Below are 13,411 nucleotides of genomic sequence, written 5' to 3'. Positions count from 1 at the left end.
GCGAAGAGGCCCGGGGGGGGGAGAGACCGGGCGAAGAGGCGGGGCGAAGAGGCCCGGGGGGGGGAGAGACCGGGCGAAGAGGCGGGGCGAAGAAGGTGGGCGAGGAGCTGCCGGGCGACCGGCGGTGGGGCCCGGCGGCGCTCAGACCTTGGCGCGGCGGACGTCGATGTTGCCGTACCGGGTGCGGGCGTGGACCTTGACGGCCTCCTCGGTCTCGGCGGGGCCGTCGGACGCGGTGAGGGTGTTGCGCACCTGCCCGCCGCTCGAACGGACGTCGAGCCAGGCGGCCGTGCCCTCGCGGACGCCGACCTCGATGGAGCCGTAGGAGGTCTCCAGCCGGACCTCGCCACGGGTCACCTCGTCCACCCGCAGGGCGCCGTAGGCGGTGGTCGCGGTGAGCGAGGACCCGGCGTGGGCGACGTTGATGTCGCCGTTGGCGTTGCGCACCCTCAGCTCGCCGAGTGCGGCGCCCACGGTCGTGGAGCCGTGCGAGTTCTTCAGCTCGGCCGCGCCGTCGATGACGCCGACGCGCACGCTGCCCGAGCTGGTGGTGATCTCCGCCGGCCCTTCGACCCGGTCGACGGTGACCGAACCGTGGGAGGCGGTGACCTCGAGCGCCTCCGCCGTGTCCAGGCGGACGTCGCCGCCCGAGGTCTTCACCCGGACCTCGCCGAGCCGGCCCTCGCCGAGGACCTGGGTCCAGGCGCCGTCCGTGTCGACGCGCGATCCGGCGGGCAGTTCCACCGTCACGTCGACCGCGCCGGTGGGGCCGACGAGGCGGCGCTCCTTCGTGCTGATCGTCAGGAGGCCGTTCACGTAGGAGACCGCGGTCTGCTCGGCGGCGCGTACGTCCTTGTCCCGCCCGGGGTCGCCGGGCCGCACCTCGACCACGGTGTCGGGCCGGTCGCCCGCGGTGAACCGGATGGAGCCGGCGCCCACGTGGGCGGTCACCGCGATGGGTCGTGGAGTGTCGAAAGAAGGCATGGCTGTACCGTCCTCGTGAGTCTGTGGGGTGTCCCCGCTGGTGGGACATGGTGTGAGCGCCGTGCTGCGGTTCTCTCGCCGGCGCGGACGCGGGCGCGGACCCGGTTGCGGGCCCGGCCCCGGGCCGGGCTAGCGCACCCAGCCCGTGAGGCTCTGTCCGACGTCGCGGACCCGCTCCGGCGGACGCGGCGCGCCGGCGCCGTCGAGCGCGGCCGACACGGCCCGCACCAGCCAGGCGTTGACGGACAGCCCCTCGCGGCTCGCGGCCTCCTCGGCACGCGCCTTGAGGTGGCCCGGCAGGCGCAGGTTGACGCGGGCGGTGCCGCCCTCGTCGGCGTCGGCGGGGACCGGCGCCTTGAGCGTCTCGACGGGCGCGGGCGGTTCCGCGGAGCCACCGCCCTCGACGGGCGGCGGCGTCACCACGAAGTCCGGCTCCAGCCCGCGCAGCCGTACGTCGACGGAGCCGGGGGCCAGGTCGCGGGTGATCTCGGCCATCGCGGCGGAGAGCACGTTGAGCAGGGTCAGGCGGGTCGCCGACTCCAGCGGAGCGACGAGGCGCTCGGCCAGCTCGCGGGCATCGGGGCCACCGGCTTCGGCGGCCACCGCGAGTTCACGACGGAGGGTGTCGACATACGGGGCGAGGTCCATGGCGCCATGATGGCACCACCATGGTGTCACTCGCAAGCCCTGTTGGCGCCACGGGCGGGATCGCCACCCACATCCCGCCCACGACCAGCGGAAATGCCGCCATGTCGCTGCCGCGCTCCGTGGCGCCACCATTGGCGCCGCGATGGCACTATTGGCGCCACGATGGCGCCAAGGCGCGGAGGCGCGGACCAATGAGGCACGGAGTCCGGCGGGTTTACTCCGGGAGCCCCTGGGCGGCCACGCGCTTCACCGTTCCCTCGGCCAGGCGGTAGGACAGGCCGACCACCGCGCAGCGGCCGGCGGCCACCTCGTTCGCCAGCACCGCCGAGCGGCCCACGATCCCGTCCACGCTGCGGCGGATGTGCTCGTCCACGAACTCGTCGATCTCCGTGCCGCCCAGGGCACGGGCCGCGAGCACGCTCGGGATCACCCGCTCCACGACGTCCCCGAGGTACCCGACCGGTGCCGCGCCGCCGCGCTCCGCCTCAGCGGCCGCGGTGACCGCGCCGCAGGAGTCGTGCCCCAGGACCACCACGAGCGGTGCGCCCAGCACCTTGACGCCGTACTCGACGCTGCCCAGCGCCTCCGCGCCCGCCACATGGCCGGCCGTGCGCACCACGAACAGGTCGCCCAGCCCCCGGTCGAAGATGATCTCGGCCGCGAGCCGCGAGTCCGAGCACCCGAAGAGCACCGCGAACGGATGCTGCCGCGGCGCCAGTTCCGACCGGCGGTCGGCGTCCTGGTTGGGGTGCAGACGGTCACCGCTCACGAAGCGGGCGTTGCCCTGGAGCAGGGCGGCGTAGGCCTCGGCGGGGGAGGAAGGGGTCAGATCAGGCATGAGTGCACGGTACTGGGCCGGGGGCGGGAGGCCGCGCAGGCGGTATACAGTGGAAAAGACTTGCCGAATTTAGCAATTCATCAGTTGCTCAGGACCATATCCATCCCACGGTGGACGACACGGTGGACGAGAGGTGGCCGGGATGGCCGGTTCCCCCGCACGGAACGACAGCGACAACAGCGAGCGCCGGTTCGAGCGGGGGGTCGCGCTCCGGGCGGGCTTCTACATCTTCGGCACGCACCTGCTCGCCGGTTTCATCTGGCTTCTCTTCTACGTCGGCGAGCACGCCCACAAGTGACCGGGCGCCCCGCCGCTACGCCGGCGGCGGTCCCGGCTCGGGCTGTCCGGCCCGGAGGTCCGCGAGCAGTTCGGCCTGCCCGGCCAGCACGCCCGAGAGGATGCCGCGCGCGACCCTGAGCAGCTCGGCGATCTGCGGGCTGGTCAGGGAGTAGTACACCGTCGACCCCTCCTTGCGGGACACGACGAGGTTCGACCGGCGCAACACCGCGAGCTGCTGGGACAGGTGAGCCGGCTCGATCCCCACCTCGGGCAGCATCTCCGCCACCGCGTGCTCGCGCTCGCTCAGCAGCTCCAGGACGCGGATGCGCGCCGGATGGCCGAGTGTCTTGAAGAACTCCGCCTTCAACTGGTACAGCGGCGTGCTCATCGTGCCCTCCCCCTTCTCGCAGCGCGGCGGCGCGCCACGGTCGACCCGCTCCGGGCGCATCGCGTCCGTCCCGTCCTCATCAGCATGCCGTCCATCCTCGCGCGAGCCGCCCGCCGGACCGAATCCGCCGGGACGCACCCCGGCCCGTCCGGACGGTGCCGCGTGTACTCCGACCGGCTGCGACCGGGCGGCACGGCCGCGCGCGGCGGGTCAGAGTGGCCCAGGACGGATCCGCACGGCGGGAAACGAGGCAGGCGCGATGGCGGAGGACAGGCGGCGCCCACCGGAGGGAGCGTCCTCGGCCGACGAGGGTCCCGCGGACGCCGGAGGCCCCGCGGACGGCCAGGACCCCGCGGACGGCCGAAGCCCGTCGGACGGCCAGGACCCCGCCGGCGGCCGAAGCCCGTCGGACGGCCAGGACCCCGCGGACGGCCGGGTCCCCGGGTACGGCCGGGGCGGCCCCGCGGACGACCCCGGCGAGCCGTACGCCTCCCTCCTCGATCTGCCGCTCACCTCCGACCTGGACCGGATCGGCGAGCAGTTGCACGCCCTGGCCCGCGCCCAGCGGACCCTGCAGGAGCTGCTCCAGGCCGTGGTGAACATCACCGGCGAGCTGGAGCTGCCCACGGTGCTGCGCCGCATCGTGCGCACCGCCATGGACCTGGTCGGCGCCCGCTACGGGGCCATGGGCGTCCTCGACCAGGAGGGCAGGCTCCTGGAGGAGTTCATCCCGCTGGGGCTCACCACCAAGGAGCTGGCGGACCTGGAGGGGGTGGAGCTGCCGAGGGGCAGGGGCCTGCTCGGGCACCTGATCCACCACCCCGAGCCGCTGCGGGTCAAGGACATCTCCCGCCACCCGGAGTCGGCCGGCTTCCCGCCCGGCCATCCGCCGATGCACAGCCTGCTCGGGGTGGCGATCAGTGCCCGCGGCCGGATCTACGGCAACCTCTACCTCTCCGAACGCAAGGACGGTCAGCCCTTCGACCGCCACGACGAGGGCGTGATCCGCACGCTGGCCGGCACGGCGGGCGTGGCGATCGAGAACGCCCGCCTCTACCAGCAGGTCCGCCGCAGCGGCGAGCAGTTCCAGCGGCTGCTGCTGCCGCGCCTGCCGGACCTGCGCCCCTTCTCCGCCGGCGCGGCCTACAGTCCGGCGAGCGCGCCCGCCGCCGTCGGCGGCGACTGGTACGACGCCGTGCTGCTGCCCGGCGGGGCCTGCGCGGCGGTGATCGGGGACGTCGTGGGGCACGACCTGCGGGCGGCGGCCGACATGTCGCAGATCCGCAACATGCTGCGAGCCCTGTACTACGAGCCGAGCGCCTCGCCCGGCACCTCCCTCGCCCGGCTCGACCGGATCATGAACGCGGCCCTGGACGAGGCCCCCGTCGCCACGGCGCTCCTCGCGCGCCTGGAGCCCGCCGACGGCGCGTGGGAGCTGCGGTGGTCCAGTGCGGGGCACCCGCCACCGCTGGTGCTGCTGCCCGACGGGCGGGTCCGCTACCTGGACGTCGAGCCCGGACTCCCCCTCGGGGTGGCGCCCGAGCTGCCGCGGCCCGACCACTGCCGGCCGCTTCCGGTGGGCAGCACCGTCGTCCTGTTCACCGACGGCCTCGTGGAGGTCCCCGGACAGCCGCTGGACCGGGGCCTGGACGCCCTGGCCGTCACCGCCTCCCGGCTGGCGGGGCTGGAGCCCGACGACCTGTGCCGGGCCCTGATCGCCCACCGGACCGGTGACGGCCACGACGACAAGGCCGTCATCGCCCTGCGCACCCCGCCCCTGACGGGCTACGGCTCCGCGTGAAGCCGGCCGCGTCCCGCCTCACAGCGGAAGGGTGACCCAGATGCTTTTGCCCCGGCCGTCGCCGTCGCCCCGGACCACCGCGGTGCCGCCCAGGGCGCCGACGAGTTCGACGACGGTCGCCAGACCCCCCGTCCGGCGGCCACCGGTGCCCGCGTCGGGCAGTCGGGGCTGGTGGGGGTGCCGGTCGTGCACGGCGAAGGCCAGTTGGTCGGCGCCGGCGGCGTACGTGACGGTCACCTGCTCGCTCGGCGGGGACGCGTGGCGGACGCTGTTGGTGACCAGCTCGCTCAGGATCAGCAGGGCGGGCGCCACCACGGGGTGCCCGGGATTCACCCCCCACTCGGCGAGCGCCTGCTCGGCGGTCTCCCGGGCCACCCGGACCGCCGCCGGTGCCGTCGGCAGGGTGAGCATGTGCCGGTGGGGCAGGGTCGTCCGGAGCAGGAAGCTCATCGCGTCTCCACGGGGGAACCCGGTCCGCGGCGGCTTCCTGCGGACCCGGTCCCTCAGCATCCAACGACTTGCAAACTTTCGCAATTCACCATACGTGCGAGCCCTCCGTCGCTCCTCCGTCGCCCCTCCGTCGCCCCCTCGCCCCCGTTGCCGCCCCTGTGCCGCCCTCAGGCCGCCTCGAGCCGGGGCTCCGGACGCGGCGGCGCCGCCGCGGTCACCGGTTCCCACCCCCTCGTGGTCCGCACGTAGCCGTGGACCACCGAGGCCATCGACAGCAGCAGGAGCGGCCCGAAGACCCACGGGTGCCGGGCCATCTCCAGCGGCAGGAAGCGGGTCGCCGCCAGGATCGCGGCGAACACCAGCGCCCCGTGGGCCACCAGCAGGACCCCCGACCGGTCCCAGCCGCGGTCCAGCGCGCGCAGCCCCGCCTCGACGGTGACCGCGAAGACCACGCCGGCGACGAGGTCGATGGCGTAGTGGTAGCCGAAGCCCAGCGTCGCCGTGAGCGTGGCGACCAGCCAGAACGTCCCCGCCCAGCGCAGGAGGCGCGGCCCCTTGCGGGAGTGGATGAAGATGACGGTCGCCCACGCCGTGTGCAGGCTCGGCATGCAGTTGCGGGGGGTGACCCCGTCGTAGGTGAACGGCTGCGGCGCGGAGACCGGCGGCAGTGTGTGCGGCCACAGGTTGGCGATCGCCCACTCCTCGCCGCCGGTGCCGAAGGCGCCGGTGCCGTAGGCGAAGACCGGGCCGACCACCGGGAAGATCATGTAGATGCCCGGTCCGAGCAGACCTATCAACAGGAAGGTGCGGACCAGGTGGTGGCGCGGGAACCGGCGCTCGGCGGCCACCTTGCGCAGTTGGTGGAGCGCCACGACGACCGCGGCCACCGCGAGTTGGACGTAGACCCAGTCCAGCAGGTGCTCACCGACCGGTCCCGTGGCCTCGACGGCCCGCCCCACCAGCCAGGACGGGTTGCCCAGCGCGTGGTCGGCGGTCGCGACGTACGGGTCGAGGACGTCCGGGCGGGTCTTTGAGGTGATCAGCAGCCAGGCGTCGCCGGTCTTGCGGCCGGCCACCAGCAGCAGGCCGAGCCCGACGCCCTTCAGCAGGAGGATCCGCTCCGGGCCGGTGCGCCGGGTCACCGCGACGACCCCGCAGCCCAGGACCGCCCACAGCGCGCCGTTGCCGAAGGAGTGGCTGCCGGAGGCGGTGGCGTCCGCCGCCCACCGCACCAGCGCGACGGCGAGGTCGATGCCGACCGCGACGGCCGCCGCGACGAACCGTTCCCGCCAGGTCAGGACCACCATCGTGAGTGCCAGACCGGCGTAGAGCAGGGGCCCCGAGGCGGGGGCGAACACCAACTCCTTGGCCTGGTTGATCATCGGCCCCGGCAGGCCGTAGCGGCGCGCGGCGATCTCCAGCGCGATGAGGAACGCGAGGGTCGCCACTCCCGCCACGGCCCAGAGTCTCGCCCGCGCCCGGCGCCCGGGTGTGCGGCGCCCGGGTATTCGCGGTGTTTCCCGTGATGACATGCACAGGAAACTAACGGATCAGGGGCGGAGTTCCGGCTGCCAGACGAAGCCGTCGGGGTCGGTGAAGGGACGGGTGCCGCCGCAGACGACGAGGCGGTGGGAGCCGGTGCCCCCGGCGGGCACGCCCGCGACCTTGGCGAGGGCGCGGCGCTTGTACAGGGCGAGCTTGACCGTGCCCGGCCCGGCGGCGAACTCGACGTACTTCCCGCCGAAGCTCTTGCCCACGGTCAGACCCTGCTCGACGTAGCACCGCCTGGAGGCCCTGACGTCCTCGACGCCGAGGAGCAGCACGATCTCGTCCACGTCGCGGGTGACCGGGACGGTGTCCTTCTTCGCCGAGGTCGCGATCTGCCAGACCGTGCCGTCCGGGGCCCGGACGACCCCGCCGTAGCCCCACAGCGACTTCGCGGCGGGCTTGAGGACGGTGGCGCCGGCGTCGACGGCGGCGGTGAACAGGGCGTCGACGTTGCCGGGCTGGGCCACCACGAGCGACAGCGTGAAGCCGCGGAACCCGGTCGTCGGGCTGTCGCAGGCGCGCAGGCGCACCCGTGACCCGTCGAGTCCGAAGGCGTCGGTGCGGAAGCGGGCGGCGGCCTCGGTGTCGGCCACTTCGAGGGTGACGGCGTCGATGGAGTTCATGCCCCGGACGGTAGGAGCGGGCGGGTCCCCGGTGCTTCTCGAAAACTGACGGACCGCCCCGCCCTGCCCAAACGTCCGGGCGCGAGGCAGACTCTGCCCCACAGGCACGACCACGGAGGATGACCCACACATGATCACGCTCACCAAGGAAGGCGGCCCCGCGGACCTGGACGGGGTGACACACCTGTCCATCGGCGTCTCCTGGGACCCCACCGCCGGCAGCAGCGGCGGAGTGCTCGGCAAGCTGCGGCGCAAGCAGGGCACCGACCTCGACCTGATCGCCGTCGCCATGCAGGGCGGGGACCCGGTGCGCCTGGCCGGACTCGACTCGCTCGACCCCATGGGCAACGGTTCGCTGCTGCACAGCGGCGACAACCAGACCGGTCACGGGGACGGGGACGACGAGACGGTGACCGTCGAGTTCGCGCGGCTCCCGAGCCCCATCACGTCGATCGTGTTCGTGGCCGCCGCGTACAAGAAGGGCAGCTCCTTCCAGAAGGCGCGCAACATCAGCTTCAAGGTCTACGACGCGACCGGGGGCAGCTCGGAGCAGGTCGCCGACATCTGGCCCAGCCTGCTCACCCAGGACAACGGCTGCGCCGTCGCCAAGGCCGTGCGGGTCGGCGGCTCCTGGAAACTGGAGGTCATCAACGAGACGGGCAAGATCAAGCAGGGCGACGAGCACGCCCTGATGCGCTTCGCGGTCAGCAAGTAGGGGCAAGCAGGAGTACGCCGCCGACGCCGACGCCCGTCCGCAACCCCGTCGCGCACCCGTGTCCGCCCGACGTGTCCTTTGTCTCGGTACGGCGGCGTCCGCACCCCGCACACCCCCGAATCCGCCGCGCAGGCCGGAAAACCGGCCCTCGTCCGGGGAATATTCCCCGGCGGCCGTCCGGGCCCGGATTATCGCCGGCACCCGCCCGATCACGGCGTGCTACTGTCGAGGGAAGTTGCAGTTGTGGTTGCCTGAAGGTTTTTTCCGACGGGGTGATCATCGCGGCGACCGGAGTGCACACAGGGTGAACTCCGAGCACCGTACCGAAGGAGAAAACATGGCTTCCGGCACCGTGAAGTGGTTCAACGCCGAAAAGGGCTTCGGCTTCATCGAGCAGGACGGCGGCGGCCCCGACGTCTTCGCCCACTACTCGAACATCAACGCCCAGGGCTTCCGCGAGCTGCTCGAGGGTCAGAAGGTGACCTTCGACATCGCGCAGGGCCAGAAGGGCCCGACGGCCGAGAACATCACCCCGGCCTGACGCCCTCGCGCACACTCCGCAGCCGGGGCCCGCACCTTGGGGTGCGGGCCCCGGCTCGCGACGTTTCCGGGCGCACGGCGCCCCGCGGGGCACGGTTTCCGCCCCGCACATTCGCTTTCACCGCGTTTTCCGCATTCACCAATTCTCCCGGTCCGACCGGCCCTCCGCGCCGAAATCGACCGGGCCGGCTCGTTCTTGCGATTCCCTGCGCCGCTCGTCCGCTGCGGGTCTCCCTCGATACGTGCCGTATCGAGGAGGGTTCCCCATGAACCGCACACGCACCAACGACCGCCGGCGCTTCGGCGACGGCCCCCGGCGCTCCCGCTCGGCCGGCCGCTCCCCCGCCTCCGGCCGCCGTCCGGCCGCCGCGCCCCAGGGCGGCGAGTTCGCCCTGCCCAAGACCGTCACCCCGGCGCTGCCCGCCGTCGAGACCTTCGCCGAACTCGACCTGCCCGCCCGCATGCTGGCCGCCCTCGGCGACCAGGGCGTGACCGTGCCGTTCCCGATCCAGGCGGCGACCCTGCCGAACTCCCTGGCCGGACGGGACGTGCTCGGCCGCGGCCGCACCGGCTCGGGCAAGACGCTCGCCTTCGGCCTGGCCCTGCTGGCCCGCACGGCCGGCCGGCGCGCCGAGCCGCGGCGCCCGCTCGCTCTGGTCCTCGTGCCCACCCGTGAGCTGGCCCAGCAGGTCACCGACGCGCTCACCCCGTACGCCCGTGCCGTGGGCCTCAGGTCGGCCACCGTGGTCGGCGGCATGTCGATCGGGCGGCAGGCCGGGGCGCTGCGCTCCGGCGCGGAGGTCGTCGTCGCTACGCCGGGACGGCTCAAGGACCTCATCGATCGCGGCGACTGCGCCCTCGGCGACGTGACGATCACGGTCCTGGACGAAGCGGACCAGATGACCGACATGGGCTTCATGCCGCAGGTCACCGCGCTGCTCGACCAGGTCGCGCCGGACGGGCAGCGGATGCTGTTCTCGGCCACCCTGGACCGCAACGTCGACAAACTGGTCCGCCGCTACCTGACCGACCCGGTGGTGCACTCCGTCGACCCGTCGGCCGGTGCCGTCACCACGATGGAGCACCACGTGCTGCACGTGCGGGACGAGGACAAGCAGCGCACCACCGTCGAGATCGCCGCGCGCGACGGCCGGGTCATCATGTTCCTCGACACCAAGCACCGGGTGGACCGGCTGGTGAAGCAGTTGCTGAAGAGCGGCGTGCGCGCGGCCGGCCTGCACGGCGGCAAGTCCCAGCCGCAGCGCACCCGGACGCTGGCCCAGTTCAAGGACGGGCAGGTGACGGCACTGGTGGCGACGAACGTCGCGGCCCGCGGCATCCACGTCGACAACCTCGACCTGGTCGTCAACGTGGACCCGCCCGGCGACCACAAGGACTACCTGCACCGGGGCGGCCGCACCGCGCGGGCCGGCGAGTCCGGCAGTGTCGTCACGCTGGTGACGCCGGACCAGCGGCGCGACATGACGCGGCTGATGGCCTCGGCCGGAATCACCCCGCAGGTCACCCCGGTCGCCTCGGGCGAGGCGGAGCTGGCCCGCATCACCGGTGCGCAGGCCCCCTCCGGAGTCCCCGTCGTCATCGCCGCACCGGTGGTGGAGCGGCCCCGCCGTGCCGCCTCCGGCGCGGGCTCCTCGTCCCGCGGACGCCGGGGCCGTTCCTCGGCACGCGGCGGCGGGCAGGGGGCCGGGGCGTCCGGCGGGTCGAACCGCGCCGGTGCGGTCCAGTCCCGCGGCGGGCAGTCCCGCACCGGCCAGGGGCGCCCCGCCGGCGAAGCCCCGCGCCGCAGGCCGCGCCGCCCGTCCGCCGGCGGCTCGTCCGGTTCATCCGGTTCAACCGGCTCGGCGGCCTAGGACACTCCTGGCACGTCCCCGGGAACGGATCCCGTCCGTTCCCTTCCCCCTGTGGAGGCAACATGCGCTGTGTCATCGCCCGGTACCCGTTCGACCTCACCAAGAGCGGGGTGCTGGACTCGATGAAGGGCGTCACGCCCGAGCCCGTCACCGGTGAGTCCGTGACGATCGGCCGCCGCCGCTACCCCGTCAAGCAGGTCGGCGAGGTCGTCACCCGGCAGGACCGGCGCGACTTCTCCGGCGCCGAGGTGACCCGGGCGATGACCCGCCTCGGCTTCACCTGCCACCCCGCCCCCGGCGCCGAGCCCGCGCCCCAGGCGCCCGCCGCCACGGCCGTCGAGACGGCGTCCGCGCTGCTCGGCGGCTCCACCGCGCCCCGGGAACTCTGAGGTCACAGCAGCCGCGTGGCCCGGCCCCCGTCGTCCCAGCGGACCTCCAGCACACGCTGGACCGCCTCGCGGTCGACGGGGCCGTACACGTGCGGGAACAGCGTCCCGGCGGCGACGCCGGGCGGCGGAGCGGGGTCCGGCGCCTCCCACACGCACCGCGCGGTGAGCCGGTCCTCGTCCAGCAGCAGCGCCACCAGGGGACGGGGCGCGCCGCGGTAGTAGGCGTTGACAACGGCGAGGGTGGCCGCCTCGTCGGGCGAGCAGTGGACGAAGCCGTCGGTGGCGAGGGAGGCGGGCGCGTACGGCCGGTCCGGGCCGGTGTTCCACTCGGCGAGCGGGACCACGTGGTAGATCATCGGCCCGTTGTAGCAGCCGGGCCGTCCTGGGGCACGAGGTCGCGCGCCGGGGACGTGGGTTCCGCGGTCCGGGGCGCACCGGAGGCAGTCCGCCGGGCGGGCGGGTCGTCCGGCGCGGCCGGAGGTGCGGAGGGCGACGGGGTGGCCGCGGCCGAGCCGGGGGCCTCGGTCGGCAGTGCGGGGCCCGGGTCGGGCGAGCGGGTCGAGTCGCGGGACGGTGCCGGGCTCGGTGTGGCCTCCGGCGTGGGCCGCGCGGGCGCCGGGGCCAGCGGCGGCGCCGGGTGCGCGGGCGGGGCGGGGGAGGCCCAGTGCAGCGGCAGCACGATGAGGGCGGCGGCGGCAGCGGTCGCGGCGGCACCGGCGACGGCACGCAGCAGGCGCCGGCGGGACGCCGCGCGGCGGACCGCCTCGTAGCGGCCCGGGGGCGGGCCCAGGAAGCCTGCGTCCGGGCGCAGGACGACCAGCAGCGGATCGTCGCCGTCCGGCCCGGACCCCGGCTCGTCCATCTCGTCCTCAAGGCGTGTGGTCAAGGCTTCTCCTCAGGTGGACGCGGAGCAGTTCGCGGGCCGCGTGCAGGTCGGCCTTGACGGTTCCTTCCTTGCGTCCGGTCAGCACGGACACCTCCCGGATCGGCATGTCGGCGTAGTAGTGCAGCAGGATCGGCACGCGCAGCCGCTCGGGCAGCGACTGCACCAGCAACCGGACCGAGGGGTCGGCCTGTTCGGGGTGCGGGCGCACCGCCACCTCCGCGGTGACCCGGCGCACGGCCCGGCGCTCGCGCTCCAGTTTGCGCCAGTGGTCCCGGACGAGGTTGGCCGCGGTGACGTAGAGGAAACCGCGCGGCTCCTCCACGGACGTCCAGCGGGCCCAGAGCCGGGTGAACGCCTCCGAGGCGATCTCGTGGGCCGTCTCGTCGTCGTCGACGAGACGGCGGCACCAGCCGGCGAGGCGCGGGTACAGGGCGGCGAACAGCTCGGACGCCGCCCTGTCACGGGACCGTTTCAACGCTCTCCATGGTCGTGGGGGTGTGCGGCACGGGCAGGGGCTCCGCGCGCCTCGGGGTGGCGCTACGCGCCCTTGGTGGTGCTCAGTTCGGCGAAGACGATCACGTTGTCCCGGTACTCCTCGCCGTCGCGCGGGCCGCCGCAGGTGATGAGCCGCAACTCCGGCCCCGCCACGTCCCCGTAGACGTCGTCGGTGGGGAAGTCGGCCTTGGCCACCGTCCGTACGGCGGTGACCGTGAACCCGGCGGACGCGCCGTCGCGCAGGCGGGCCTCGATCCGGTCGCCGCGGTGCAGCCGCGCGAGGTGCCGGAAGACCCCGTCGCCGTACCGGCCCACCGTGACGTGGCCGAGGAGGACCGACGGCCCCACCTGGCCCGGGGTCGGCGAGTGCCGGTACCAGCCGGCGCGGTCGTCGTCCGTGACGGGCGGGACCTCCACCGTGCCGTCCGACGCCAGCCCGAGGCTCATCACCGGGGTGTCGACCCCGATGGCGGGGATGCGCAGCCCCACCGGTACCGAACGCGCCAGGGGCCGTACCGGCTTCGCGGGTGCCTGCGCGGGCGGTGCCGCGGCCGTCGCGGTCGCCGAGGGGGCGGGAGCGGCGCCGCCGTCCCCCTGGCCGCCGCAGCCGACGAGCAGCGCGGCCAGCGCGGCGGTGGCGAGCGCGTGACCGGGGCGCGGCGTCATGCGCCGGTCGCCGCCCGTCGACGGCGTACGACGAACAGCACGGCGCCGCCCGCGAGGAGCACCCCGCCGGCGCCCGCACCGGCCGGCGCCCAGTCGGTGCCCGTCGTGTCGGCGGGCCCGGCCACACCGGTGTCGGCCGCGCCCTCGGGCACGACGGAGACCTGGCCGTCGGCGGGCGCGGCGGACGGCGCCCGGGTCGGCTCCTCCGCCGGGACGCTGACCGACGGCTCGGGGGTGGCCTCGGTGGGCGCGACCGTGGGGCTCGCGGCGGGGGCGGAGGGGGCCGGGGT

The 13,411-nt window shown here is 74.4% G+C and carries 18 protein-coding genes; 6 read left to right on the top strand and 12 right to left on the bottom strand.

Translation table 11 applies throughout. The annotated features are described in order from the left end of the window. Positions 1 to 141: 141 nt before the first annotated feature. The 3 genes from IG88_RS0136810 to IG88_RS0136800 all read right to left on the bottom strand — a co-directional run bounded on the left by IG88_RS0136810 (position 142) and on the right by IG88_RS0136800 (position 2,470). Positions 142 to 984: a DUF4097 family beta strand repeat-containing protein gene (locus tag IG88_RS0136810; protein ID WP_031050940.1), complete on the bottom strand. Its 843-nt coding sequence runs from the start codon at positions 982 to 984 to the stop codon at positions 142 to 144. A 129-nt stretch (positions 985 to 1,113) separates the two neighbouring features. Beyond that, on the bottom strand, positions 1,114 to 1,632 hold the full coding sequence (locus IG88_RS0136805; RefSeq protein ID WP_031050938.1) for a toxin-antitoxin system HicB family antitoxin: 519 nt from the start codon (positions 1,630 to 1,632) through the stop codon (positions 1,114 to 1,116). A gap of 214 nt (positions 1,633 to 1,846) precedes the next feature. Further along, positions 1,847 to 2,470 (bottom strand): carbonic anhydrase, encoded by a 624-nt coding sequence (locus tag IG88_RS0136800; protein WP_031050935.1) that lies wholly within the window; start codon positions 2,468 to 2,470, stop codon positions 1,847 to 1,849. Between the two features lie 142 nt (positions 2,471 to 2,612). Here IG88_RS0136800 and IG88_RS44010 point away from each other — a divergent pair, with 142 nt between their 5' ends. After that, on the top strand, positions 2,613 to 2,768 hold the full coding sequence (locus IG88_RS44010) for a DUF6126 family protein (protein ID WP_199807544.1): 156 nt from the start codon (positions 2,613 to 2,615) through the stop codon (positions 2,766 to 2,768). Between the two features lie 15 nt (positions 2,769 to 2,783). On the opposite strand, the gene IG88_RS0136790 is transcribed toward IG88_RS44010, so the two are convergent. Further along, positions 2,784 to 3,137: an ArsR/SmtB family transcription factor gene (locus tag IG88_RS0136790; protein ID WP_031050932.1), complete on the bottom strand. Its 354-nt coding sequence runs from the start codon at positions 3,135 to 3,137 to the stop codon at positions 2,784 to 2,786. A 259-nt stretch (positions 3,138 to 3,396) separates the two neighbouring features. On the opposite strand from IG88_RS0136790, the gene IG88_RS0136785 reads away from it, so the two are divergent. Beyond that, positions 3,397 to 4,938 carry a GAF domain-containing SpoIIE family protein phosphatase gene (locus tag IG88_RS0136785; protein WP_031050929.1) on the top strand — a complete coding sequence of 514 codons (1,542 nt, stop codon included), beginning with the start codon at positions 3,397 to 3,399 and terminating at the stop codon, positions 4,936 to 4,938. A gap of 18 nt (positions 4,939 to 4,956) precedes the next feature. Here IG88_RS0136785 and IG88_RS0136780 read toward each other — a convergent pair whose 3' ends face one another. The 3 genes from IG88_RS0136780 to IG88_RS0136770 form a co-directional block, all read right to left on the bottom strand. Next, the gene (locus tag IG88_RS0136780) at positions 4,957 to 5,388 is read right to left on the bottom strand and encodes an ATP-binding protein (protein ID WP_031050926.1); all 432 of its coding nucleotides are present in this window, start codon (positions 5,386 to 5,388) and stop codon (positions 4,957 to 4,959) included. A 167-nt stretch (positions 5,389 to 5,555) separates the two neighbouring features. Beyond that, entirely contained in the window at positions 5,556 to 6,845 is a 1,290-nt protein-coding gene (locus IG88_RS0136775) for a phosphatase PAP2 family protein (RefSeq protein WP_031050925.1), read from the bottom strand. Positions 6,846 to 6,938: 93 nt separating this feature from the next. Then, positions 6,939 to 7,559 carry a glyoxalase gene (locus IG88_RS0136770; protein ID WP_031050923.1) on the bottom strand — a complete coding sequence of 207 codons (621 nt, stop codon included), beginning with the start codon at positions 7,557 to 7,559 and terminating at the stop codon, positions 6,939 to 6,941. A gap of 130 nt (positions 7,560 to 7,689) precedes the next feature. Here IG88_RS0136770 and IG88_RS0136765 point away from each other — a divergent pair, with 130 nt between their 5' ends. From IG88_RS0136765 to IG88_RS0136750, 4 genes are all read left to right on the top strand, one after another. Continuing rightward, on the top strand, positions 7,690 to 8,274 hold the full coding sequence (locus tag IG88_RS0136765) for a TerD family protein (protein ID WP_031050921.1): 585 nt from the start codon (positions 7,690 to 7,692) through the stop codon (positions 8,272 to 8,274). Between the two features lie 337 nt (positions 8,275 to 8,611). Continuing rightward, positions 8,612 to 8,815, top strand: coding sequence for a cold-shock protein (locus IG88_RS0136760; protein ID WP_003975209.1), 204 nt, complete (start codon positions 8,612 to 8,614; stop codon positions 8,813 to 8,815). A gap of 265 nt (positions 8,816 to 9,080) precedes the next feature. Next, on the top strand, positions 9,081 to 10,685 hold the full coding sequence (locus tag IG88_RS0136755; RefSeq protein WP_031050917.1) for a DEAD/DEAH box helicase: 1,605 nt from the start codon (positions 9,081 to 9,083) through the stop codon (positions 10,683 to 10,685). A gap of 62 nt (positions 10,686 to 10,747) precedes the next feature. Then, positions 10,748 to 11,074 carry an SCO5918 family protein gene (locus IG88_RS0136750; protein WP_031050914.1) on the top strand — a complete coding sequence of 109 codons (327 nt, stop codon included), beginning with the start codon at positions 10,748 to 10,750 and terminating at the stop codon, positions 11,072 to 11,074. 2 nt (positions 11,075 to 11,076) lie between these two features. On the opposite strand, the gene IG88_RS0136745 is transcribed toward IG88_RS0136750, so the two are convergent. The 5 genes from IG88_RS0136745 to IG88_RS39635 all read right to left on the bottom strand — a co-directional run. After that, positions 11,077 to 11,430: a DUF952 domain-containing protein gene (locus tag IG88_RS0136745; RefSeq protein ID WP_031050911.1), complete on the bottom strand. Its 354-nt coding sequence runs from the start codon at positions 11,428 to 11,430 to the stop codon at positions 11,077 to 11,079. Then, on the bottom strand, positions 11,427 to 11,960 hold the full coding sequence (locus tag IG88_RS0136740; protein WP_031050908.1) for a hypothetical protein: 534 nt from the start codon (positions 11,958 to 11,960) through the stop codon (positions 11,427 to 11,429). The genes IG88_RS0136745 and IG88_RS0136740 overlap by 4 nt, the downstream gene beginning before the upstream one ends. Continuing rightward, the gene (locus tag IG88_RS0136735) at positions 11,944 to 12,435 is read right to left on the bottom strand and encodes an RNA polymerase sigma factor (RefSeq protein ID WP_003975205.1); all 492 of its coding nucleotides are present in this window, start codon (positions 12,433 to 12,435) and stop codon (positions 11,944 to 11,946) included. The genes IG88_RS0136740 and IG88_RS0136735 overlap by 17 nt, the downstream gene beginning before the upstream one ends. A gap of 62 nt (positions 12,436 to 12,497) precedes the next feature. Next, on the bottom strand, positions 12,498 to 13,121 hold the full coding sequence (locus tag IG88_RS0136730; protein WP_031050906.1) for a class F sortase: 624 nt from the start codon (positions 13,119 to 13,121) through the stop codon (positions 12,498 to 12,500). Continuing rightward, a partial coding sequence (locus tag IG88_RS39635) for an LPXTG cell wall anchor domain-containing protein (RefSeq protein ID WP_031050903.1) occupies positions 13,118 to 13,411 on the bottom strand: 294 nt, incomplete at its 5' end. The genes IG88_RS39635 and IG88_RS0136730, both read right to left, overlap by 4 nt.

Source organism: Streptomyces sp. NRRL F-5650 (genome assembly GCF_000721365.1).
Taxonomy (GTDB): Bacteria; Actinomycetota; Actinomycetes; order Streptomycetales; family Streptomycetaceae; genus Streptomyces; species Streptomyces ardesiacus.
Note: the sequence above shows the minus strand (reverse complement) of the source record. Positions and strands in the feature narration are given on the sequence as shown.